The following is a 23,015-nucleotide window of genomic DNA, read 5'->3' on the forward strand; positions in this document are numbered from 1 at the left end:
CCGGATGAGTACATATGGGACGATCTGCGGGTGCCTTTACGGATGCTGGTACATTCTGGCGGCAGAGGATCAGTGCAGCACCCGGCTATTCCGTCATCGATCATGACAACCGGTTCCGGGCACATATCGCACGATCCCCGGTCTTCGCATCTGCATACCAGAGATGCATGGAGAATCGCGATACACTCCTCCGGAGCTATGCGGGATCTGACCTTGCTGATATCTGCAAGGGAACCGAGATTGAGACGGATGAGGGGATCTGCCTCAGGATCACCGAAGAGCATGACCATCAGCAGTTCCCGCTTCATCCGGAAGAAGCAAAGCACCGCCTGATCAGAAGGCTCAGGCTCATACCCGGTATCGGGCCTGCCACCGAGCGGCTGCTTATCAGGAAGGGGTGCAGGACAATCCATGATCTCCGCCATATCAGGCGGTTCCAAAAAGATGCAGAAGAGGTGCTTCGGATCATCGAAGAGGGCGACTTTGGAGCAGTTGTGGCGTTAATTGCAGAACGATTCGGCCGGACACATCCCGATATCATTATGGCATCCGCTTTCTCGCCGGATGAGCGGTTCTGTTTTCTGGATATCGAGACGCTCGGGGTATTCTCCCGCCCGGTCTTTCTGATCGGATCGGCTGAGCTCAGGGGCGGCCGGATCTCCTTCCATCAGTTCCTCGCCCGCGATATCGACGAGGAGCTCCCCGCACTCCTTGCCTGGAGAGATTCGGTGCCACAGGATGCAACAGTCATCAGTTATAATGGAAGATCCTTTGATCTCCCGTACCTGGCAGACCGGTTCGCCTATTATGGTATAGAACATGAAATTGCCAGGGACCAGATCGATCTCCTCCATATCACCCGGAGGATGCACAGGAGTACGCTTTCCGACTGCCGCCTCGGCACGGTCGAAGAAGAGCTGCTCGGAATAGAGAGGGGATCAGATCTTCCGGGGGCGCTTGTTCCCGAATTCTACGATATCTACCGGAGGACAAAGAATCCGGGCCCCCTTCTCCCGGTGCTGAAACATAACCGGCAGGATGTCCTCTCGCTCATCGAACTCCTCCGATTCTACCGGGAGATGGCAGGGTGAGTACATCCCCGCTCCTCAGATCCTTTCAGGAACGGTACGGGTACCCGGATGATGCACTCTTCATCAAAACGCTGCCGGGACGGGAGGCGCAGTATGCGGAGGTGCCAAATCGGCTTCACCCCCGCCTGAAAGAGTATCTCGCCAAATCGGGGATTAAACCCTATATCCACCAGGCCCTGGCATATGAAGCCCTCGCTGATGGTGAGGATATCATCCTTGCAACCCCGACTGCGTCAGGAAAGACCCTCGCCTTTGCCCTCCCGATCATCGATCGCCTCCTCACCGATTCCGATGCCCGTGCCCTGCTGCTCTACCCCACAAAGGCGCTTGCCCGTGATCAGCTCCGGGCATTTCAGGAGATCGATGCTGCGATCGGAGGGGGTATGCGGCCCGCCGTCTATGATGGAGATACTCCCCGCGATGCCCGCCCCGGCATCAGGGCACAGTCGCGGATCATCATCTCGAATATGCATGAGATACACCATATCCTCCCCTGGCGGCGGCAGTGGGCAGATTTCTTCGCCGGGCTCTCCTTCATCGTGATCGATGAGGCGCACCGGTACCGGGGGGTCTTCGGCTCGCATATCGCCCTTCTGATCCGGCGTCTTCTGCGTGTCCTCGCATTCTATGATGCCAATCCTGCATTCATTCTGGCAACGGCCACACTCGGCAATCCCGGAGAGTTTGGTGAGCAGCTCACCGGCAGAGCATGCCGCCTCATCAGTGAGGACGGGTCTCCGCAGAATGCGCGTAGAATCGTCTTCTATAACCCCTATGCCCGCGACCCGACGGCATCTCTCGTCTCCGAAACAACTGATCTCTTCTCCGCTTCAATACGCGAGGGGTACCAGACGATCTGCTTCTCATCGTCCCGGCGGCTTGCCGAGGTGATTGCGCTCAGGGCCCGCGAAGAATTTCCAGCCGGACAAGCTCAGGAGACAACGATTTGTGCCTACCGTGCCGGGTATCTCGCAGATGAACGCCGGGAGATCGAGTCAGCAGTAAAGGAGGGAAGTATCCGGGGTATCGTATCGACAAATGCACTCGAGCTCGGGGTGGATATCGGCACCCTCGACTCGGTGGTGATGGCAGGGTATCCCGGTACCACCCTCTCCTTCTGGCAGCAGGCAGGGCGTGCCGGAAGGAGCGGAAGAGAGAGTATCGTCGCGATGGTAGCCCGGTACGATCCGATCGACCAGTACTACATGCACCACCCGGATCGGTTCTTTGAGACTGCATACGAGCATGCGGCAATCGACTGCAGAAACCCGATCGCCCTCTCGGGGCATCTCCTCTGTGCGGCAGCCGAGGTGCCGATACGCGATTCTGACTGCCGGTATTTCGGAGCAGAGATGAACGACTATCTTGCAACCCTCATGGAACAGGAGATTCTGGCAAAAACGAAGCGGGGGATCGTCTATGCCGGCTCCTCCCGTGCATCCGAACTTGTCTCCCTCTCGGGATCGGCATCAGGTGGATACCGGATCACCCATAACGGGTATCTTATCGAGACGATGGATGATTCACAGGCATATCGCGAGGCATATCCGGGTGCGATCATCCTCCACCAGGGGGAGAGCTACATTGTGCGGTCGGTGAACCGTGAGGATCGCCAGATCAGGGTTGAGGCAGCCGATGTCGATTACCATACCCGCCCCCTGATGAGGAAGAGTGTCGAGGTCGGCACGATTGAAAGGAGCGTCTCCCACGGAGGCTTCACCATCTCATCTGCCGGGGTGACCGTCACCGAAGAGCTCTATGGCTTTCGTATCGTCAGGTATGACCGGGTGATCGGATCTGCCGAGGTTGATGCACCCCCGCTCTCCTTCCCGACACAGGGGCTTCTGATCGCAATTGATGAGAATATGTTAGCAGATGGAGGAATCGGTGATCCGGATGGCGCCCTCCATGCCGCCGAACATGCCCTGATCGCGGCAATGCCGGGTGTTGTCATCTGTGATCGGTATGATATCGGCGGTATCTCAACTGCCTGCCATCCGGCAACAGGCACTCCTGCGATCATCATCTATGACGGCTATATCGGGGGAGCAGGGCTCTCTCAGAAGGCATATGATCTGGTTTTCCGGGTCGCCTCGCTTGCAGAAGCGATTATCAGCGAGTGCCGGTGCACTGACGGCTGCCCCGCCTGCATCTTCTCGCCAAAATGCGGCAATGATAACCAGCCGCTCGACAAGGCAGGTGCAGGGGTGCTGCTCGGTTCTCTTTGTGAGAGGATGAAAGGGGCAGAACCGGTGCCTTCATAATCCATAAATGTAAATAGTTTTTTACATTGTGGTGTACCATGCATGCGATCAGGGCAGAGAACCTCTCGAAATCCTTTGATGGGCGGATGGTGCTCGATGAAGTATCATTCTCCGTTGAGAAGGGGGAGATCTTCGGGTACCTCGGCCCAAACGGGGCAGGAAAGACAACGACGATCAATCTCCTCCTCGGGCTCCTCACTCCTGATGGCGGGACTGCCACGGTGAATGGCGCCGATCTAGGTTCAGATGACGAGGCACGGCGGCGAATCGGGGTGCTCTTTGAGAATAACGGTTTTTCAGAGCGGCAGAGTGCCTACGAGAACCTCAGGTACTATGCCCTGCTCTATGGGATGGATGATCCGGATCACAGGGTAGATGAGCTGCTCGGGATGATCGGCCTGAATGACCGTGCATATGATCCCGTCGGTACATTCTCAACCGGCATGAAACGGAAGCTCGGGATCGCACGTGCGATCCTCCACAAACCAGAGGTCCTCTTCCTTGATGAACCATCATCCGGCCTCGATCCCGATGCCCAGCGGATGGTCCGTGACCTGATCCTCTCCCTCTCTGCATCCGGGGCAATGACCGTCTTCATCAACTCGCACCATCTCGATGAGGTGCAGCGGATCTGCACACGTGTGGCAATCCTTGCCAGAGGACAGATCCGGGCAGAGGATTCTGTTGCCCGGCTCACTGCCTCCGGAAACGAATCATCGATCTGGATCGCCTTTGAGGAAGGAGAGGTATCAGAAGATATGCTTCTGGCAGTTCATGCCCTTCCGATGGTAGAGAGAGTGGAGCGGGAGGGAGAGGGAATCATCTGCACCCTGACAGGCGATGGAAGTGCCGCCGATCTCATCTCTGCCCTCGTGGAGGCAGGATTTCGGATCGATGAGGCAAAGAAGCGATCCGCAAACCTTGAGGAGATCTATCTCAGGTATGTCCATTCAGGGGAGGAGGCGTCATGAACGAACTGCGTACGATCGCACGGAAGGAATTTCTCCAGGCGATCACCAACAAGGGAGTCCTGATTGCCGCGTTCATCTTTGCGATCTGGTTCCCGGTATTCACCACCCTCGGCATCATGGCAGGCATATCAGGCGATCCCGGCACGGCTCTTGCAGGCCATCTTGCAAGCCTCTCGGTGGTGCTTGCGATCTTCATGGGATATCTCTTCTCTGCAGATGCCTTCTTCCGGGAGAAGAAGGACGGAACGATCCTGACCCTCCTCTGTGCCCCCGTCTCCCTCCGGCAGATCTGGGAGGGGAAAGTCCTCGGCGTCGCAACAGCAGCATATGGGATGACGCTCCTCTCTGTCCTGATCACCGTGGCAGTCGCCTTCGCCTTCTCACCTGTCGGGATCACCCTCCCCTGGCTTCTGCTGGTGCATCTCGTAATCATCCTCCCGATCTATGCCGCAGCATCCGCAGGTATCATCGGAGCCGCACAGCTCTACCTCGGGATGCGGGAGAACCAGTTCCTCGGGATGGGCTTTGTCTTCCTCTTCATCTTCCTCATCTTTTCACTCCAGACACTCATCTCCCCTGAAGGCGGGATCACGATCCAGAACGAACTCTTCTTTTTCGTTCTCGGGCTCGTGCTGCTTCTGCTTGGAAGGAGATGGGCAGGACGGCTCTCAAAAGAGCGTATTGTCAGGACAATAGCGTGATTAAAAAAAGAAATGGGGATTTGCCTCTGGAAAGTAAGGATCTGCGAAGAGATCTCTTACTCTTCCCGCACCCTGCTCTCCACCGTCATGAAGATCGGGCCACGGAGATCGATCTTCTTCCGGTTATCGGTGACAAAGCGCATCGCATGATCGGCGATTTTGATATTCACGTCTGATGGGAGTTTTGCCATCTTCACCTGCACGGTTGTCCCTTCCCCGCACCGTGCCGCCTCCTCGATCCGGGCGGCTGCGAGAAGGGCGACGGTATCGATGAACCTGATGCCGGTTTCGATGCCGTTTGCCCTGATATTCGCAAACTTCTCGGTATCGGGCACCCCGAGGATTGCACTCTCATGGATGAAGACCTCGTTTCCGCAGGCAGGCCCAAGGAGCTTTGAGTTCTCTTCCGGCTCAATGACAGTGACATCGAGTGCAGTTCCTGCGATCTCGCCTGACCAGACGGGGAACGAGCAGGGGGATGGCACTGCCGCATGTTCTGTGGCAACCGCTGCGATTGCCTGTGCAAGGACGCGGCCTGCCTCTGTTGACGGCTCTTCGCGGACAGAGACCGCCCGTGCGAGATCCCGATCGGTGAGGGTCGGTGGATAGAACTGGCCGAAGCTGAGCTTTCTGACATCATCTGCCTGGTGGAGGATCATCGCAAGCCGCTCGACGCCAAGGCCGAGGTTCATCACCGGGATACCGACCCCGTACTCCCCAAGTGCGGATGGCGAGTAGATCCCAAAGGTCGCCACCTCCACCCAGTCATGCACCGGGTGGCGTGCATACACCTCAGTCTGGGTACCGGGCATGTAGTACTTCGACCGCTTCTCATCAGGCCGAAACTCAAAGTCGGTGAATCCGAAGGCTGAGAGGAGGCCTTCTGCAACCGCCATCCCCTCATCGAGGGTGACATCCTCGCCTGCGACGATACAGGATGCCGAATGGTAGCTCATCAGCCGGGTTGCCCCCTCCTCCTGCTCGCGCCGGAAACACCGGTCGATCGAGAACATCCGTATCGGGTGGGGGTTCCTCATCCAGCATTCGCCAAGGGACATGAACCAGCCTGAGGTCATGTGGGATCTGAGGGTGGATCGGGATGACTCCGGTGCGAGTTCCCGGAACTCGGGGAAGACGGAATCGAGGATATGCACCACTGTCGCATCATCGATGTCAAGCACCACCGAGAGTTCATGGGTGAGATCGTCGCCATCAAAGTCACCCTTCTTATACCGATGCAGGCAGGTGCGGAGCGCCTCTTCTTTCTCAGAATCAATGGATTTGCCGGTGATCCCCTCGATCCCCTCGATCTGTTTCCGTGCGATCCCGACATTTGGCCTCGGCAGGCCGCCGAGATAGAAGACACGATCCAGAACAGCCATCGCTTCGGGACCGAACTGCCGGTACACCTCCTGTTCCTCGACGATCACCGGGTTCATCGCCTCATCAAAGCCCATTGAAAGATATGCCTGCCTGAGCTTCTGGATGGTATCAAAGACCGGGTGCGGCCGGGCGCGCCGGTACATATACCGCGGGTACTGCCGTGATACCGGCGGTGTGGAGAGCACCTTCGGCCCGTCATGCCATGCCCCTTCAAAATCCTCTTTCGAGCGTTTCCTGAACTCTTCTGCATCAAACTTCATAGATCCTCCTCAAGACAGACAACCCGTGATACCGGACTCTCGTCCCTGATCCGGTACCCTGCTGATTCCGCTATCTTCTCCGCAAAGGAGCGGACATAGGCATGTTCAGGCATCTGATCCATTGATAATCTGCTTCGACTGTATCCAAGATACATATATCCTTTGACCTCGACAAAGTCCGGATGGGCATCAGCAATGATCCGCCCATATGCCTCGGGCGAATGATCATTCAATCCCTTCACCAGCGTCACCCGTACAGCCGATCTCCGGGATGAAAGCAGTGAGAGGCTCTGGAGCACCTGCTCCCAGTAATCCCCTTTTGGTCGGCAGAGCATCGTATAGGTCTCCTCATCCGGCGCATCCAGCGAGATATAGAGCTGTGTCGGATGGAGCTTCTCCACCACCTCCGGACGGGTCCCGTTTGAGACGACAAAGACGGTATAGCCGTTCTCTTTGAAGAGATCGACAAGGGCCGGGAGCTGTGAATAGCAGGTCGGCTCGCCGGAGAGGGAGATTGCCACCTGGTTCGGGGCTTCGGAAGCCGCCTGCCACCGCTCCGGGGTGACATCCGGGTGCGGCTTGTATCCGGCAAGCCCCTTCTTATGGAGTTTTTGGGCCCCCGAGACGATTGTTTCAGGTGTCAGTTCGATCTCGTTCTCAACCTCATGCTCCATCGAACGCCAGCAGAAGAGGCACCGCTGGTTGCAACGGAGTGTCGGAGTCATCTGGATACACCGGTGGCTCTCGATCCCGTAGAACTGGTGTTTATAGCACATATCCCCGCCGCGAAGTGCCCGTTTGCTCCACATGCAGGGCTTTACCGCGGCTGATGATTCCGGAGAGAAGAAGAGATATCCCTGCTTCCGCAGGGCATCACATGCTTTCGAGCGCATCGATACCAAGGGTCTGCAGGGCTTCCCTGAGGGTGTTCCGTGTTGCGTCAACCAGCGCAAGCCGGGCATCCCGGCTCTTCCCTTCGGCTTTTAAGACCGGAACAAACCGGTAGAAGGTATTGAAGAGATCCGCAAGATCCCGGACATAGGTGGCGAGGAGATGTGGGCGGAGATCCGAGACCACAGAATCGAGCACTGCCGGGAACCGGGCGATCGCTTTTGCGAGCGCTACCTCGTGGGGATCCTCATACTCATAGATCCCGTCAAACTCACCAGCCTTTGCCAGGATCGAGCAGGCCCGTGCATGGGCATACTGGATATAGGGGGCGCTCTGCCGCTCGAAATCAAGTGCCTGCTTCCAGTCAAAGACGGTGCTCTTCTCTGGGGAGACCCGGACGATATCATACCGGATTGCGCCAACGGCAACAGATCCCGCGATTGCCTGCCGTTCTTCCTCCGTCAGCTCCGGCCTCCGTTTCGTCACCTCCTCAAATGCCCTTATGGTGACCTCTTCAATCAGCTCGTCTGCGGAGATGAACTTCCCTGCACGGGTGCTCATCGACCCTTCCGGCAGGGAGACAAACTCGAAATGCAGGATTTCAGGTTCACGCTCACCCATCAGCCTGAGTGTCGAGGAGAGCTGGGCTCCGATCAGCTTGTGATCCGCTCCCAGAACATCAATGATCCGGCCAAAGTTGGCATTCTTCCAGACATGGTATGCGAGATCCCGGGCAGCATACACACTGGTACCATCGCCACGCCTGAGGATGTACTTCTTCTCAATCCCATATGCCGAGAGGTTCACGGAGAAGAGTTCTCCATCATCTTCTCCCTCATCCATGCGGGAGAGGATATCGAGCACGCGGTGCATATCCCCGATCCTGACAAAGGTGCTCTCCCGGACATACCGGTCATGCACCACATTCAGATCAGCAAGAGTCTTCTTAATTCCGTCGAGACAGGTATCGACCGCATCACGGAAGACCTTTTCAATATCCTTCCCTCCACGTTCGATCTCCTGCATCAGCCGCTCGATCTCACGGTTGATCGACTCGTCCTTCTCTATCTCGCGGTTTGCCTGGATATAGACGCGGGCAATGAAGTGATCGCCCTTCTCGCCGTCATTTCGGGTAATACCAAGTGTCTGAAGACCCCAGACGACAATGGCGATCTGGCGGCCCATATCATTCACGTAGTACTGCACTTCAAGCGGATACCCGGCCTTCCGAAACGTCCGTGCAAGCGTGTCACCGATGATGGTGTTCCTGATATGGCCGACATGGAGAGGGCCGTTTGGGTTTGCACTGGTATGCTCGATCATGACCCGTTCAGGCCGTTTTGGAAGTGATCCATACCCGGATTCACGCGCCAGTTGAACTGACTTTCCGACATAGTCACTGCCGAAGGTGAAGTTCAGGTACGGCCCGGTGGCGGCAACCGAGATGCCATCCATCTCCGGGCGGGTTTTCAGCTTCTCCAGAAGATCCTGTGCAATGATCGCTGGTGACTTCTTCTCTTTTTTAGCGCAGGCAAACGCGATCGTGGATGCGATATCCGCATGGTCGCCGCCATCAACAAGGAGAGGGTCTTCCTCACCGGTGCATGCCATCAGCACACGCCCAATCATCTCAACTGTTTCAAGATACATTATAACCCCGTCCGGTACCGCAGGATCGCAGCAATTCCGCCAAACGCATTGTAGAGCATAGCCCCTTCCTCAAAATCATCCGAGATGATCTCAACTTTTGTGTTGCTCTGGTCGGCGAGAGTCGTCAGCTCATCGATGATATCTGTTTCTTCCTCAAGGAAGAGGGGGGATGTGCATTTCGGGCAGTTGCCAAAGTCGATAGCAGAAGCCTTCTTCCCCGGCTCGATCTGGATCGTCCGCTCCTCACTATGATTACATGCACCGCACCTGATCAGGAGGCGGAGTTCCCGGAGCCTGGTTGAGAGGAGGAGGATATCGACAGACCCGGCTTCGAGATTCTTCCGGATACTCGCTTCACCATATGCCGCAACCCCGTCGTCTTTGGTGAGCTCCTTGAAGAACTTTGACATGATGTTCTTCTCCTTCATCAGGTCAACACCCTTCAGGGCATCGGCGGCGGCATCGACGAGTTCTGCGAGTCCGCTCTCGTTTGTGTAAGCGACATCAAAGAGGCCGATCATCCGCTTCTTCACCTCGTGGTGGAGATAGTCTCCATCGGCAAACTCCTCTTTCGTGGGGGTCGGCCCGCCGATGAGGAGCCCCTTGAAACGATTGAAGAAATCCTTCTCGGCAAGGAACGTCTCGCTGGCACGCTCTCCGACCTTTTTATAGAATTCATTGATTGCGATCAGCCTGAGACGCTCAAAACGGGCTGCCGACTGGCCGCCTTTCCGCTGTTTGCCCGGAACAGTCGAGGTGGTTCCGTTGATAGGCTCAATCCGGTTGCCACGGAGGAATCCCCAGTAGGATTCACGGCGATCGAGGACAAGCAGGCCATAGACAAACTTCTCCTCAAGCATCAGCCTGAGTGGTTCCAGCTCGAAGTTCGAGCTGCACCGGTACATATAGGTGCCAAGCGGCTCGGGCGGCTCAACGATTATTGTCTCAAATGTGCTCCTGTCACCTCCGACATTAACGGCACCTGAGAAGACCGCCATCCCATTCGGTGGCGGGGATTTATAGCCCTTCAGGCGCGAGAGGATCGAAGATAGGGCGCTCTGCACATTCGTCTTCGTCTGCTTGCTCTTGATGTTTGCGCACTGCCCGAACTCATCGCGGAGCTGTGCAGTTACATCGTATATCTGCTTATCTGGAGGAATATAGAGGGAGATCAGCTCGGTTCCGCTCCCCTCCTTCTCCTGAAGCCGCTCGAGCATCTTCTTGAACTCGTACCGTCGGCGTGCCTCATCCTTCTCGGTCTGTACTGTTTCGGCCATGGGGGTATGTCACCATTATAAAATGGGTAATTATTGTTCTTCTGCTCCAATAAAGATGATTATTGGGCATTATCTCTTCTGTCTGCACCTGAAAAGAAGAGCAATCGTCTTAGCATCGATTATCCTCCCATCATGCGCCATAGATTCTGCCTCCTTCCGGGGGAGGCAGACGACATCGATCACCTCATCGTCATCGGGCTTGAAGTTGTCTGCCGGTGAAAGGGTTCGTGCCTCATACAGGTGGATCACCTCATCGGTGAAGCCGGGAGAGGTCATGAGGACACCACGGGGGATGAGTTCATCAGATCGCATCCGCGTCTCCTCGATCAGTTCACGCGATGCCGTCTCTTCCGGCAGTTCTCCATCCTCCATCGTCCCTGCTGGCGCTTCATAGATGTAATCGCCAATTGCCGGGCGGAACTGGCGGATCAGGTAACAGTCATCGCCGTCGCATGGCAGCATCGCAACAGCACCGCCGGGGTGGACGATGATCGTCTCCTTTGTCCTGCCGTTTGGAAGATCGACGCTCTTCAGCTCAACAAAGAGGCGCTTTCCCTGGTAGATGATCGTCAAGGGAGCCTCCGGTATGAGATCGGATCAGATCTGCCAACGGCACGAAACGCCTCAAGCCGATAGTGGCAGGACGAACAGGTGCCGCAGGCAAGGTCATCATTCTGGTAGCATGACCAGGTCTCTTCATAGGGAACAGAGAGATCAAAACCCACCTTCAGGATCTCCGCCTTGTTCATCCCGACAAACGGAGCATTCAGCGCAATCGGCTTCTCAGACATCGTACCGAGGTTAATGACCGACTGGAATGCCTCAATAAATTCCGGCCTGCAATCGGGGTACCCGATATAGTCTCCTGCCTGCACACCGATGAAGATGGCATCGCCCCCCCTCGCCTCACAGAAGCTGGTGGCGATGGCAAGCAGATTCGCATTCCTGAAGGGAACATAGGTATTCGGGCGCTCTTCGGGGGACTCTTCATAGGTTTCAACTTCTATTGCAAAATCCGTGAGGCTGCTTGCCCCAAACGCTTTGAAATAGTCAAGCGAGATCACGACAGGAGGCTCTGCACCAAGCAGATCGGCAATCCTCTGCGCGCATCCGAGTTCCCGTGATTCCGTCCTCTGGCCATATGTGATATGGAGAGGGAGGATATCATATCCCATATTCTTTGCATAGTAGGCAAGGGTGGCCGAGTCCATCCCGCCTGAAAGGAGACATACTGCTTTCATTTATTGCACCCCGATCTGCTTATGAAGCTGGAGCTGGAGACGGACGGGAAGATCCCATGTCATCAGCACCTCTGCAATTCCTCTGTAATTCGATCCATGGACAGGCGAGATGTAGATCTCACCCCTGATCGGAATAGATCGGATCTGTTCATAAACATAATCGAGATCCGCATCATCCGCCACGACACATTTGACCGAATCTGTAGGCCTGATATCAGCAAGAAGACTGAGATCGCTTCGCTCGCCCGATGACGGGCATTTGACATCCATGCAGATGGAAGCATATGGCTGAACCTGCCTAAAGGGGATCGTCCCATTCGTCTCGATATCGATTGTATACCCTCTGGAAGAGAGTTCTTGTAGAAGAGGAAGAAGCTCATCCTGCCGGAGGAGCGGCTCCCCCCCCGTCACACAGAGATACCGGATTCCGGTCTCTTCTATCCGGCGCAGAATATCGTCTGTAGTGAGATCTTCGCCTGTATGCGGGTCCCGCGCACCCGGGGTATCGCACCACCGGCAGTTGAGGTTGCATCCGGCGAGCCTGAGGAAACAGCAGCGCAGCCCCTGGTTTCTCCCTTCGCCCTGCAGACTCGGAAAGATCTCACAGACCTGCATATTCAGCGTTCAACCTCTGAGTAGCAGCCATCAGACTCCCAGACCCGCACCTTTGAAACCCGGCAGTCAAGCCCCATTGAGCGGCAGGCTTCATCGATCATATCGGCAATCTCAACAGTCAGAAGTTCGCTTGTCGGATCTCCATGCGTGGTGACGACATCCTGGAACTGCGAGAGGCATTCCACCATCGGATCATCAACATTGAGGATCACCTGGTGGTCATAGCATTCGACCAGCTTTTTTATGCAATTATAATCAATCAGGATCTGCGTTCCTGCATCCACATTCCCCTCAAGCCAGACCTCGGTGCGCCACCGGTGGCCATGGAGACGGGCGCATTTCCCGTCATAATTGAGGAGACGGTGGCTTGCATCGAAGTGGACCTCCTTGTATATGCGGACTGACATGTTGTTATCCATTGGAGAAGAGAACGTATAAGGTTATTATTAGAGACCACTCATGAATGTAGGAACGAGTGGCTTGCGGATAGTATAATAAAACACTTCCGCGCAATATGTATTCCAGATTCTGGAGTATCCACCGGATCAAAAACCAGAAAATAGAGGTCTATACATGGGACAGGGAAAATTTGCAGCGAGAAAACTCCAGCGCGACTCAAAAAAGTTCCGCTGGAGCGATTCCAAATATGCACGACGTGCACTTGAACTGAAACTGAAGGCCGACCCTCTGAAGGGATCGCCTCAGGGCCGCGGTATCGTCCTCGAAAAGGTCGGTGTTGAGGCAAAACAGCCAAACTCTGCCATCAGGAAGTGCGTCCGTGTGCAGCTGATCAAAAATGGCCGCCAGGTGACCGCATTTGCAGTCGGCGACGGTGCAATCAACTTCATCGATGAACACGATGAAGTGACGATTGAGGGAATCGGCGGACGTATGGGACGTTCCATGGGAGATATCCCGGGAGTTCGTTTCGTCGTTACCGCTGTGAACAATGTATGTCTCCACGAGCTTGTCATGGGACGCAAGGAGAAGGCGCGCAGGTGATTAGGATGACCGAAGAAGCACAGAGTACACAGAAAGCAGTCCTTCTCTTCAACAAGTGGGACTCATCAGAAGTTGTCATCAATGATCCCGGCCTTGAGCGGTATGTGAGTTTCAAATCAATGGCTGTTCCTCACAGCTGTGGACGACTCACCCAGCAGCAGTTCACCAAATCCTCAATGGCAATCGTCGAGCGGCTGATCAACCGCCTGATGCAGGTCGAGCACAACAGCGGAAAAAAGCAGCTCTGCACAAGGATTGTGATGGATGCATTCGATATCATCCACACAAAGACCAAGCAGAACCCGATCCAGGTTCTCGTCGATGCAGTCGCCAATGCCGGACCCCGTGAAGAGACGGTTCGTCTGAAGTACGGTGGTATCAACGTGCCAAAGTCTGTTGACACCGCACCGATCCGAAGGGTAAACACCGCAATGAAATATATCGCAACCGGTGTCTGGAAGGGAGCCCACAAAAAGAAGCGCTCAGCAGCCCAGGTGCTTGCCGATGAGCTGATCGCCGCATCAAAAGGCGACTCGAAATGTTTCTCTGTCGGTAAGAAGGAAGAAGTCGAGCGGATTGCAAAGTCCGCCCGCTAATCAATACTTTTTTTGGTGAATTATGTCACGCGGCAAAAAGATGGTGGAGAAAGTTTCGGAGCTGATGGACAAGCCCGAATTTATCCGTAACATTGGTATCGTTGCACACATCGACCATGGGAAGACCACATTCTCAGATAATCTCCTCTCCGGAGCAGGGATGATCTCAGAAGAGCTCTCAGGCAGACAGCTCTTCATGGACTCCGATGAGGAAGAGCAGGCTCGAGGAATTACAATCGATGCATCGAACGTCTCGATGGTCCACGAGTACGGCGGGAATGAGTACCTGATCAACATGATCGATACCCCCGGCCACGTCGACTTCGGTGGCGACGTCACACGGGCAATGCGTGCAGTCGATGGTGCCATCGTCCTCGTCGATGCAGTCGAAGGCCCGATGCCCCAGACCGAGACCGTTCTCAGGCAGGCACTGAAAGAGGGTGTCAGGCCGGTACTCTTCATCAACAAGGTCGATCGCCTTATCAACGAGCTGAAGGTCGACCCGCAGGAGATGATGATCCGGCTCGGCCGTGTCATTGACAAGGTCAACAAACTGATCAAAGGGATGAACGAGAAGATGTACACCGAAGGCGGATGGAAGCTCGATGCCCAGATCGGCACCGTTGCCTTTGGATCTGCTCTCTACAACTGGGCAGTCTCAATCCCATACATGCAGAAGAGCGGCGTCTCCTTCAAGGAAGTCATCGACAAGTGCAATGCCGGTGACATGAAAGCGCTTGCCAAGTCAAGCCCGCTTCACGAAGTGATCCTTGATATCGTCGTAAAGCACCTTCCAAACCCAATCGATGCACAGAAACGGCGTATCCCGATCATCTGGCATGGTGACAAGGAATCCGCCGAAGGAAAGGCGATGCTCACCTGCGACCCGAAAGGCGCAGTTGCCATGATGGTCACCGACATCTCCTTTGATCCCCATGCAGGCGAGGTCGCAACCGGCCGTCTCTTCTCAGGAAAGCTCAGCCGTGGGATGGAGCTCTTTGTTGTCGGAACAGCTGGAAAGGGCAACCGCCTCCAGCAGGTCGGCATCTTCATGGGCCCAAGCCGTGTTGAGGTCGAACAGATCGTCGGAGGCAATATTGCTGCTGTAACCGGCTTAAAGGATGCAATCGTCGGATCGACTGTCACCTCCAGCAAAGAGATGACACCATTTGAGTCGCTGAAACACTACTCAGAGCCTGTCATGACTGTTGCAGTCGAGGCAAAGAACATGAAGGATCTGCCAAAGCTCGTCGAAGTGCTCCGTCAGGTTGCCAAGGAAGATCCGACGATCCGTGTCAACATCAATGAAGAGACCGGTGAGCACTTAATCGCCGGTATGGGAGAACTCCACCTTGAGGTTATCACCGGCCGTATCCGCCGTGACAAGAACGTCGATATCGTGACGTCTGAACCTATCGTCGTCTACCGTGAGACAGTCACCACAAAGGCAGGGCCTGTCGAAGGAAAGTCGCCAAACCGCCACAACCGGTTCTATATCGAGGTTGAGCCCCTTGACCAGGCTATTGTCGATGCAATCCAGAACGGCGATGTCTCGATGAACATGAGCCAGCTCGAGCGGCGTGATGTGCTTGTCGGCCTTGGCATGGATAAGGATGAGGCGAAGAATGTCAAGGATATCTACACCACCAATGTCTTCCTCGACATGACAAAGGGTATCCAGTACCTGAACGAGACGATGGAACTGGTCCTTGATGGTCTCCACGAGGCCCTTGACGGCGGCCCGCTCGCAGACGAGCAGGTGCAGAACCTCAAGATCCGGCTGATGGATGTGAAGCTCCACGAGGATGCAATCCACCGTGGCCCTGCACAGGTCATCCCGGCAGTAAGAGCTGCTGTGAAAGCTGCATGCCTGATGGCAAACGACCAGCTCCTCGAGCCAGTCCAGAAGATCCAGATCACCGTCCCGCAGGACCAGATGGGAGCGGCAATCTCCCAGATCCAGGGTCGGCGCGGACAGCTCACCACCACCGATTCGGAAGGCGACCAGATTGTGGTCAATGGCACTGCCCCGGTTGCAGAACTCTTCGGGTTCGCAGGCGACCTCAGGTCAGCAACCGAAGGACGTGCAATGTGGAGCACCGAGTTTGCCGGGTTCCAGCTGGTTCCTGCAAGCCTTGTCGGTGAAGTTGTTATGGGTATCCGGAAGCGGAAGGGTCTGAAAGAACAGATCCCAACACCTGGCGACTACCTCGCATAAGAGGGATCACCTCCACCCTGTCCTTTTTTTTCGTCCTCATATCACGAGAGCGACCTTTATCTACCTCTTTCACATAGTGAGTGAGTATGCCAATCGACTGGTACGATGAATTTGTTGATCTGAGCCATACCCCCGCAGAGGATGATATCATCTGCCTCTTCTCCTGCACCCCGGCATCCGGGATCAGTATGAAGGAAGCAGCAGGCAGGGTTGCATCTGAAAGCTCCACGGGGACATGGACAACCCTCTATTCTCTCCCGCCGAGGATGAAGGATCTTCAGGCAACCGCCTTTGAGATAGACGGACAGTTCCTGAAGATCGCCTATCCGATCGGTCTCTGGGAAGAGGGGAATGCTGTCCAGCTCTTAAGCGGTATCGCCGGAAATATCTTCGGTATGAAAGCTGTCAACCAGCTCAGGCTGATCGATGCTACTCTGCCAGAGGTATATCTGAGAAACTTCGATGGCCCGCATTTCGGCAATGAAGGGATCAGGAAGCTGACGGGGATCCATGGCCGCCCCCTGACCGGAGCAGTGCCAAAACCAAAGATCGGGTTCTCGGCAGCCGAACATGCCGAGATCGGGTTTGAGACATGGATGGGAGGGTTTGATTTTGTCAAGGATGATGAGAACCTCACCTCCACCTCCTTCAACCGGTTCGATGACCGGGTGGCCGCACTCACGGAAAAACGCGATAAGGCCGAGCAGATCACTGGCGAGAAGAAGTCGGCGTTCATCAATATCACCGCTGATACCGAGACGATGAAACAGCGGGTAGATCTACTCGCAGCCAACGGATGGAACTATGCGATGATCGATGTGGTCGTCGCCGGGTTTGCCGCTGTCATGACGCTCCGTGACTACTGCTCAGACCTCGGCATTGCAATCCATGCCCACCGGGCGATGCATGCGGCATTTGACCGCGATCCCCGGCATGGGATCACCATGCAGTTCCTTGCGAAGATGATGCGTCTGATCGGCGTTTCGCAGATCCATACCGGAACAGCAGTCGGAAAGCTCGTCGGTACCTCTCAGGAAGCGAAAGTGCTCGCAGATGTCCTGCGGGAGGAGAAGGTGCAGGCAGTTCCCGGGATGGCGCTTGAGCAGAACTGGGGACATATCAAAAGTGCATTCCCGGTCTCTTCAGGCGGCCTTCACCCCGGACTTGTCCCCGATGTCCTTGACATCTATGGAGAAGAACTCGTGCTCCTCGTATCAGGCGGCATTCACGGCCACCCGGACGGCACCCGTGCCGGGGCAGCTGCTACCATGCAGGCGATCGAGGCATGGCAGGACGGCCTCTCACTGGAAGAGAAGGCTCAAAAGGCACCTGAGCTCGCACGAGCCCTTGAGAAATGGGGCGCCTATAAGCCGGTATAGCCAGACAGATTATGCCAGGATCTCTTCTCGGGAGGGATCCGGAACCCTCATCCTTTTTCTCAGTGCCATCCCCTCTGCAATCAGGTAGATGCCGATAAGGAGGGCAATCCCTGCCAGGAGATACATCAGGATCGCGATGATTGCTTCCGGTGCAATGATCGCCATGAACGCAACGGCAAGCGAGAGGATACCAACCGCAAGCCTCAGCCAGAACCCCTCAGGCACGGCTTTTTTCCCCCTTAAAACTCTTTTTAGTGAGATCCAGGCACTTGCAAAGGTCCATATCGCCAGGACAAAAAGGAAGGTTCCTGCAAGTTCATCAGGTTCAGAGAAGAATGTGCTAAGAGCAAGGAGAGCAATCCCAAGCCCGATAACAAAACGCCCAATCGATCGCAGTCGAAATGGCCTGATTACAAACGCAGACCTCAGGAAAGGATAAGAAAGAGCCAGGAAGAGGAGAGGGATGATGAGCCGGGTGAGGCTGTCAAATGTGATGAATGGTTCAGTAAGTATCTGGATGCCAAAGAGGAGCATGAAGATGCCGCAGAAGGCAACGAGCTTCCAGGCCTTTGTCTGCTCCGAGAGCACTTCTGAAGTATCCCGCACAAGAGCTTTTTTTGAATCGATCAGGAGAGCGGATATGGTATCTATCACCATCAGGACGAGCGGCGCATCATCTGCAAGATGCAGAACCGGATGCTCTTTTGGATCATAGCGGTCAAGGTGCACCCGGTATTCGGTGGCAGTCTCATGCAGGTGGTACTGGCCGAACCGGTAGCTTGCAAGGGTTCCGGGGGAGGGGATATTCATGCGGGAGAGAACCCAGCTCTCCGAGAGCGGAGAGGCAACCCCGCTCTTTGGCACCACCACCTCCCAGACTCCTTCATGGAGGGGAGCAAGGAGATCCTCAAGCCTCTGCATACATAAAATCTTGTTTTGGGATTATTTGTGCGTATCTATTGGAAAAATATTTTCCCATTAATAACATTTATTAATAAATAAAATGAATTGGAATGTAAAACAGATGGGAGAATTAGAATGGAAGTGAAAGAAAAAGATATTTACCTTTTTCTCGTGGTGGTAGGTGTAACAATAATACTCGCTACTTTTATAATTTATGCAGTGGATGACTACAATTGGAACAAAGAAATGGAGGATGCAAAAGCATCACCGTATTCTATAGGTCCTTCTGTATCTCTTATTTTTCTGCAGCCATCTTTGCAAATCAAGCCTATTGCTTATGGATCTATTTGCCTTCTTGGGGGAATCGTAGGCTATTTCTGGTTATTGATTAAGAAGAAAGAAGATTAAAGAGGAGGAAACAATTAGGGGGTAGATAAAACAATTAAAAAAATGGTAACGGGTCAGCCATACCTCATATAAAGGGAAATGGATCTAGAAGGTGACTGATGGGATCTCAGTCACCGTTACGCTTGTCGGATCGATCATGAAGAACATGAGCCCGAGGACTGCCAGGATGATGATGACGATGACCGGCAGGAGCACCGCAATAACTGCCCGGATCGTTGATATCCCATGATAGTCCCGGATACCCATTACCATCAGGATAAAAATCCATATTACTGCGAGAAGGTTGATGAACGGGATCCAGCCTATCACAGCGGTCGGTGATTGTGCGAGTGCGTATGCACGTATTGATGCGCCATAATCGCCTTTGCCGCCGAGGATCTTCGTACAGATATGGATGATTGTTGCAAATATAATTAGAATGATCGTCCAGAGGATAACAAATCCAATGATGAATTCAATCATCCCCATGATGTCATTGATGGGCTTAAGTGGCATTGGGTGTGATGCTCCAAGGAGATACGTGATAACAGCAGTCAGTATTGAATATACAAAGATGACAATCAAAAAGTAGATGATTGAATCTGTGAGCGTCCCGGAACTGCTCTTCTGAATGGTTTCACCGGGGGATGTGATCATCCCCTTGAATGTCTCAATGAAAGGAAGTGACATATATAAAGAAATGATATGCCCCTATAAATACCCTTTCCATGGTTTGAATGTGTTATGGGGACGAGAAGCCGCGGTACTCCCCAATTCCTACAATATGCTCTTCAAATGATCCTCCCGCATAGACCATCACCCGCACCGGCTCACCCTTCCGGAACCGCCGGAGTGCCTGATCATAGATCTTCCTGACATGCCGGAGGTTCTGTTCGTCGAAGTACAAGGAGATCGCTTCCCAGAAGCCGATCTGCTGCCGGACAAAGTCCAGTTCATAGGAGAGGACCTGGTTAGCGATCGTTGTTGCCTCTTCTTCAGTGATCTCACCGTGATATTCCCCGTGTTCTCCAAGACCAGATATCTGCCGCCATTCCACCACCCCGTTGGCATCAGGTTCCCGGTGAAGCATATAGGGATAGATGCGGCAGATCGAGAACCGGTTCTCATAGATTTCGCACCGGTTGCCTGCATCCAGAAAGAGACACCGCCCATCCTCATGGACTTTCAAGGCATATCCCGAGACATACAGGGTGCCATTTGAATCGCCATATTCAAAGTCAGGCGCCGGAATGAGGGCTTTGGGATGATGGGTTTGGAGATAGGGGAGATCGCTGTCAAGGAGGAAGACATGGCCGTTATAGGATGCGGTGCAGCATCGCCCGCATCCGTCACAGGAGAATCCGACATCACGGATGATGCTGATCAGCTCATCTTCAGAATACCCAAGAAGTGCTGCTTCATCCTGTTTGAGCGTGATAATGTGGTCCTGTATGCTCATGTTCCTGCTCATAGCAATCGCAGGTTTTATTCATCAGAGAGGAGGAGAGCCCGGATATATGGGTCAAAACGAATTCCCCCGCATGATGGACATTCCAGCTCGCCAACAGTCAGAATTTCAACAGAGACCGACTCACCATCGATGAGTTCAAGCCCTTCTTCCTCGATTACCCGGTAGAACTGATGAAGTTCAAGATACGGCCGTGCCTTTGGGGGAAGCAGGGAATAGTTATCGATATCGCTCTGCATGGTCGAATGCCTGGCGATCCGTTCGTCAAAGAAGAGAAATACGGTAATTTTGCACTGCTCCTGAATCTGCCTGAGTTCAGAGAGCGGCATCAGCTTTCCGGGGACAATCCCGATGGTCTCGCACTTTTCTCCAGGTGTTCTTCCCGGTATCTCGCGATAGGGTTTCAGGGGCTCTGCACATCCGGAGGACTCGATCATAGGTAATAGTAATTCAGTACCAGAGGAGAATAAAGGATCGCTTCAGTGCATCAGAAGAGAAAAACCATCAGAAAATAGGCAAAGGCGATTGCTGCCACCAGGAAGATCCCATATCCGGCATTGGTGGACTGCGGAATTGCCTGAGGATATGTATTGATCAGGATTGAGAGCCGGATCTCCTTCTCTCTCCGCCTTTCAGGATTGAATGAGAGGGGTACAGATATCGCATGTGAAAGGATATCCACTGCCATGACCGGGTTTTTTGAGAGCCATGAAGCCCCGTTCACACACCTGTCAAGAGAACCCGAGATGCTGTTCTGGAGACAGGGGAGGAGGGTATGGGAGAGATAGAGGACACCCCGCCCTCCGGCACGATAGAGATCCATCATATCGGGGGGAATATAGGTTGGTTTTTGAATCATGCTCCTCACGATCCAGAGGTTCAGCAGCACTGCAGCAAAGATGAGGATCATCTCAAGGATATGCGAGATGCTGAAGATATCATGGGTAACCGGATAAGGGAGGATCGAGAAGAGGATCCAGGGATAGACACCATAGATTACGCAGGCAGATGCGGTCATCACCATTGCAATGAGCATCGGAACCGGAGGGTCACGTGTAATTAGATCAAGCTTCTCCCTGATGAATGCATAGTAGTTCAGTTTCACAAAGGAGAGGAAGGTACCGATCGACCCTATCAGAAGGAGCAACTCAAGGGTTAAAAGACCGCTCTCAGCAGCCGCTCCGACGATCATCTCCTTGCTGACATAGCCATTGAACCCCGGTACACCTGCAATGGCAGCAGATGCTATCAGGGAGACATAGAAAGTGATCGGCATCTGCTTCCCGAGTCCGCCGAGTTCGGAGAGGCGGTGTCTGCCGGTCTGGTAGATGATCGCCCCCACCACCATGAAGAGGAGGGCCTTGTAGAGGATATGGTTGAAGAGATGGGCAATACCCCCGTTCAAGGCGAGTGTGGTGCCGATACCGACAGCAGCGACCATGTACCCGACCTGGCTGATCACATGGTAGGAGAGGAGCATCCGCATATCATCCTGAAGGATCGCAAAGACGAGACCGTAAACGACCATGATCGCTCCCAGGTACATCACCGCCTCGGATCCGGGGAGGGTACGTGCCAGCAGGTACACCGCTGCCTTGGTCGTGAAGATGCAGAGGATGACCGATCCCACAATCGATGCCTTTGAATATGATTCGGGAAGCCAGGCATGGAGCGGGATGATCGCGGCATTCATTCCGATCCCGATAATGAAGAGGAATGCAGCAGTACCAGGGGCGGCGAGGCCGATCTGAAGCGAACCGGTTTCAGCAAACTGAACGGCGATAGCTGCAAGGAGGAAGACCCCTCCGAGGATATGCATCAGGGCATACCGATACCCGGCACCTTGTGAACCCTCGTATCCATGCCAGATGAGGGCAAGTGAGGAGAGGGCGAGCAGTTCCCAGAAGATGAAGAGGGTGATGAAGTCGCCTGCATAGACGATACCCATTCCTGATGCGACCTGAACCAGTAATGCCATCTGGTGGGAGATACGCTCCTCCTGGCTCGAATAGATGACGGCAAGGACACTGATTCCTGCAAAGATATAGCCAACCACCCGTGACAGGCCGTCAACCGAGAGGAGGGAGAGCTCTATTCCGGGGAGAAGCTGAAGGACAGGGACCACCATCCCGTATTCCTGAAGGCTGATTGCGGCAAGCCCGGCTATTGTGACAAAAAGCATCCACTCATGCCGCACCCTCTTCGGGAGGAGAGGGAGGAGGGCGGCACCTATGATATAGATTAGGAACGGAGGGATGGCAATCATGAGAGCTGCCTCCTGAAGAGTGAGAGCATCCGCTCCTGCATTGGGTGCCTCATCTTCTGCCCGATAACTTGTGTCATCATATCACTCCTTCACTTCCAGCCGGGAAACTGCCTGATTGTACATACACCCGACTCATCGTGAATGAGAAGGTTGTGGATCATACCCGGATACGCGGCATCGTGGATCGCAAGTCAGACCCTCATGCAGCACCTGCCGGTTTCATCTATCGTCAGGAGAGAAGAGGGGCAGACGATACTCTGTGATACTGTCTCTGTCAATTCGATGCATGATCAGTGAGAGACTCATGATGATACATATACCCGACAGATAATAAGTTTAACCTGATGAAAAAACGCCAAATATTACACAGATAACTCATTCGGGACATTATTTGTCATTTCAGGAATTCCCAATCGGGTTTTTCCGGGTAGGGTTGCCCTGCATGAATGAAT

Annotated in this window: 23 protein-coding genes; 10 read left to right on the forward strand and 13 right to left on the reverse strand. The window is 54.2% G+C overall.

Going from position 1 to position 23,015, the window contains the following annotated elements; genetic code table 11:
• Nucleotides 1-14 precede the first annotated feature (14 nt).
• Genes ACYUBO_RS10515 through ACYUBO_RS10530 form a run of 4 tightly spaced genes read left to right on the forward strand, consistent with a single transcriptional unit; the run spans nucleotide 15 to nucleotide 5,027 of the window.
• Nucleotides 15-1,091, forward strand: a complete 1,077-nt coding sequence (locus ACYUBO_RS10515; protein ID WP_460374225.1) for a ribonuclease H-like domain-containing protein — start codon at nucleotides 15-17, stop codon at nucleotides 1,089-1,091.
• Complete coding sequence (locus ACYUBO_RS10520; RefSeq protein ID WP_460374228.1) at nucleotides 1,088-3,355, forward strand: DEAD/DEAH box helicase; 2,268 nt, start codon at nucleotides 1,088-1,090, stop codon at nucleotides 3,353-3,355. The genes ACYUBO_RS10515 and ACYUBO_RS10520 overlap by 4 nt, the downstream gene beginning before the upstream one ends.
• A 38-nt stretch (nucleotides 3,356-3,393) precedes the next feature.
• A complete protein-coding gene (locus ACYUBO_RS10525; protein ID WP_460374230.1) occupies nucleotides 3,394-4,326 on the forward strand; it encodes an ABC transporter ATP-binding protein in 933 nt (310 codons plus the stop codon).
• Nucleotides 4,323-5,027: an ABC transporter permease gene (locus ACYUBO_RS10530; RefSeq protein WP_460374233.1), complete on the forward strand. Its 705-nt coding sequence runs from the start codon at nucleotides 4,323-4,325 to the stop codon at nucleotides 5,025-5,027. Before ACYUBO_RS10525 ends, ACYUBO_RS10530 begins: the two co-directional genes overlap by 4 nt.
• A gap of 56 nt (nucleotides 5,028-5,083) precedes the next feature.
• Here ACYUBO_RS10530 and sepS read toward each other — a convergent pair whose 3' ends face one another.
• From sepS to ACYUBO_RS10570, 8 genes are all read right to left on the reverse strand, one after another.
• Nucleotides 5,084-6,670 (reverse strand): O-phosphoserine--tRNA ligase, encoded by a 1,587-nt coding sequence (gene sepS, locus ACYUBO_RS10535; RefSeq protein ID WP_460374236.1) that lies wholly within the window; start codon nucleotides 6,668-6,670, stop codon nucleotides 5,084-5,086.
• Entirely contained in the window at nucleotides 6,667-7,563 is an 897-nt protein-coding gene (gene twy1 / locus ACYUBO_RS10540; protein ID WP_460374239.1) for a 4-demethylwyosine synthase TYW1, read from the reverse strand. Before twy1 ends, sepS begins: the two co-directional genes overlap by 4 nt.
• Nucleotides 7,544-9,211 (reverse strand): arginine--tRNA ligase, encoded by a 1,668-nt coding sequence (argS, locus tag ACYUBO_RS10545; protein ID WP_460374242.1) that lies wholly within the window; start codon nucleotides 9,209-9,211, stop codon nucleotides 7,544-7,546. Before argS ends, twy1 begins: the two co-directional genes overlap by 20 nt.
• Complete coding sequence (gene prf1, locus ACYUBO_RS10550; protein WP_460374245.1) at nucleotides 9,211-10,488, reverse strand: peptide chain release factor aRF-1; 1,278 nt, start codon at nucleotides 10,486-10,488, stop codon at nucleotides 9,211-9,213. Before prf1 ends, argS begins: the two co-directional genes overlap by 1 nt.
• 69 nt (nucleotides 10,489-10,557) lie before the next feature.
• Nucleotides 10,558-11,061, reverse strand: a complete 504-nt coding sequence (locus tag ACYUBO_RS10555; RefSeq protein ID WP_300333625.1) for an NUDIX hydrolase — start codon at nucleotides 11,059-11,061, stop codon at nucleotides 10,558-10,560.
• Entirely contained in the window at nucleotides 11,058-11,729 is a 672-nt protein-coding gene (queC, locus tag ACYUBO_RS10560; RefSeq protein ID WP_460374248.1) for a 7-cyano-7-deazaguanine synthase QueC, read from the reverse strand. The genes ACYUBO_RS10555 and queC overlap by 4 nt, the downstream gene beginning before the upstream one ends.
• Entirely contained in the window at nucleotides 11,730-12,344 is a 615-nt protein-coding gene (locus ACYUBO_RS10565) for a 7-carboxy-7-deazaguanine synthase QueE (RefSeq protein ID WP_460374250.1), read from the reverse strand.
• A gap of 2 nt (nucleotides 12,345-12,346) precedes the next feature.
• Entirely contained in the window at nucleotides 12,347-12,751 is a 405-nt protein-coding gene (locus ACYUBO_RS10570; RefSeq protein WP_460374253.1) for a 6-pyruvoyl trahydropterin synthase family protein, read from the reverse strand.
• A 166-nt stretch (nucleotides 12,752-12,917) separates the two neighbouring features.
• Between ACYUBO_RS10570 and ACYUBO_RS10575 the strand changes: the two genes are divergently transcribed.
• The 4 genes from ACYUBO_RS10575 to rbcL all read left to right on the forward strand — a co-directional run bounded on the left by ACYUBO_RS10575 (nucleotide 12,918) and on the right by rbcL (nucleotide 17,539).
• Nucleotides 12,918-13,346: a 30S ribosomal protein S12 gene (locus ACYUBO_RS10575; RefSeq protein ID WP_460374256.1), complete on the forward strand. Its 429-nt coding sequence runs from the start codon at nucleotides 12,918-12,920 to the stop codon at nucleotides 13,344-13,346.
• Between the two features lie 5 nt (nucleotides 13,347-13,351).
• Nucleotides 13,352-13,942 (forward strand): 30S ribosomal protein S7, encoded by a 591-nt coding sequence (locus tag ACYUBO_RS10580; RefSeq protein ID WP_460374259.1) that lies wholly within the window; start codon nucleotides 13,352-13,354, stop codon nucleotides 13,940-13,942.
• A 22-nt stretch (nucleotides 13,943-13,964) separates the two neighbouring features.
• Nucleotides 13,965-16,160: an elongation factor EF-2 gene (locus tag ACYUBO_RS10585; RefSeq protein ID WP_460374262.1), complete on the forward strand. Its 2,196-nt coding sequence runs from the start codon at nucleotides 13,965-13,967 to the stop codon at nucleotides 16,158-16,160.
• 86 nt (nucleotides 16,161-16,246) lie between these two features.
• Nucleotides 16,247-17,539: a type III ribulose-bisphosphate carboxylase gene (gene rbcL / locus ACYUBO_RS10590; protein ID WP_300330492.1), complete on the forward strand. Its 1,293-nt coding sequence runs from the start codon at nucleotides 16,247-16,249 to the stop codon at nucleotides 17,537-17,539.
• Between the two features lie 9 nt (nucleotides 17,540-17,548).
• Here the strand turns inward: rbcL and ACYUBO_RS10595 are convergent, their stop codons facing one another.
• A complete protein-coding gene (locus ACYUBO_RS10595) occupies nucleotides 17,549-18,460 on the reverse strand; it encodes an HdeD family acid-resistance protein (RefSeq protein ID WP_460374265.1) in 912 nt (303 codons plus the stop codon).
• A 117-nt stretch (nucleotides 18,461-18,577) separates the two neighbouring features.
• On the opposite strand from ACYUBO_RS10595, the gene ACYUBO_RS10600 reads away from it, so the two are divergent.
• Nucleotides 18,578-18,850 carry a hypothetical protein gene (locus ACYUBO_RS10600; protein WP_460374268.1) on the forward strand — a complete coding sequence of 91 codons (273 nt, stop codon included), beginning with the start codon at nucleotides 18,578-18,580 and terminating at the stop codon, nucleotides 18,848-18,850.
• An 84-nt stretch (nucleotides 18,851-18,934) separates the two neighbouring features.
• On the opposite strand, the gene ACYUBO_RS10605 is transcribed toward ACYUBO_RS10600, so the two are convergent.
• From ACYUBO_RS10605 to ACYUBO_RS10620, 4 genes are read right to left on the reverse strand one after another with little or no spacing between them, the layout of a single operon-like run.
• Nucleotides 18,935-19,519 (reverse strand): YIP1 family protein, encoded by a 585-nt coding sequence (locus ACYUBO_RS10605; RefSeq protein WP_460374271.1) that lies wholly within the window; start codon nucleotides 19,517-19,519, stop codon nucleotides 18,935-18,937.
• Nucleotides 19,520-19,571: 52 nt separating this feature from the next.
• Nucleotides 19,572-20,288 carry a YkgJ family cysteine cluster protein gene (locus tag ACYUBO_RS10610; RefSeq protein ID WP_460374274.1) on the reverse strand — a complete coding sequence of 239 codons (717 nt, stop codon included), beginning with the start codon at nucleotides 20,286-20,288 and terminating at the stop codon, nucleotides 19,572-19,574.
• Nucleotides 20,289-20,314: 26 nt separating this feature from the next.
• Complete coding sequence (locus tag ACYUBO_RS10615) at nucleotides 20,315-20,734, reverse strand: hypothetical protein (protein ID WP_460374276.1); 420 nt, start codon at nucleotides 20,732-20,734, stop codon at nucleotides 20,315-20,317.
• A 50-nt stretch (nucleotides 20,735-20,784) separates the two neighbouring features.
• Nucleotides 20,785-22,563, reverse strand: a complete 1,779-nt coding sequence (locus tag ACYUBO_RS10620; RefSeq protein WP_460374279.1) for a Na(+)/H(+) antiporter subunit D — start codon at nucleotides 22,561-22,563, stop codon at nucleotides 20,785-20,787.
• A gap of 141 nt (nucleotides 22,564-22,704) precedes the next feature.
• On the opposite strand from ACYUBO_RS10620, the gene ACYUBO_RS10625 reads away from it, so the two are divergent.
• Nucleotides 22,705-22,860 (forward strand): hypothetical protein, encoded by a 156-nt coding sequence (locus ACYUBO_RS10625; protein WP_300330472.1) that lies wholly within the window; start codon nucleotides 22,705-22,707, stop codon nucleotides 22,858-22,860.
• Nucleotides 22,861-23,015: the final 155 nt, after the last annotated feature.

The organism is Methanocalculus sp. MC3, from assembly GCF_054767395.1.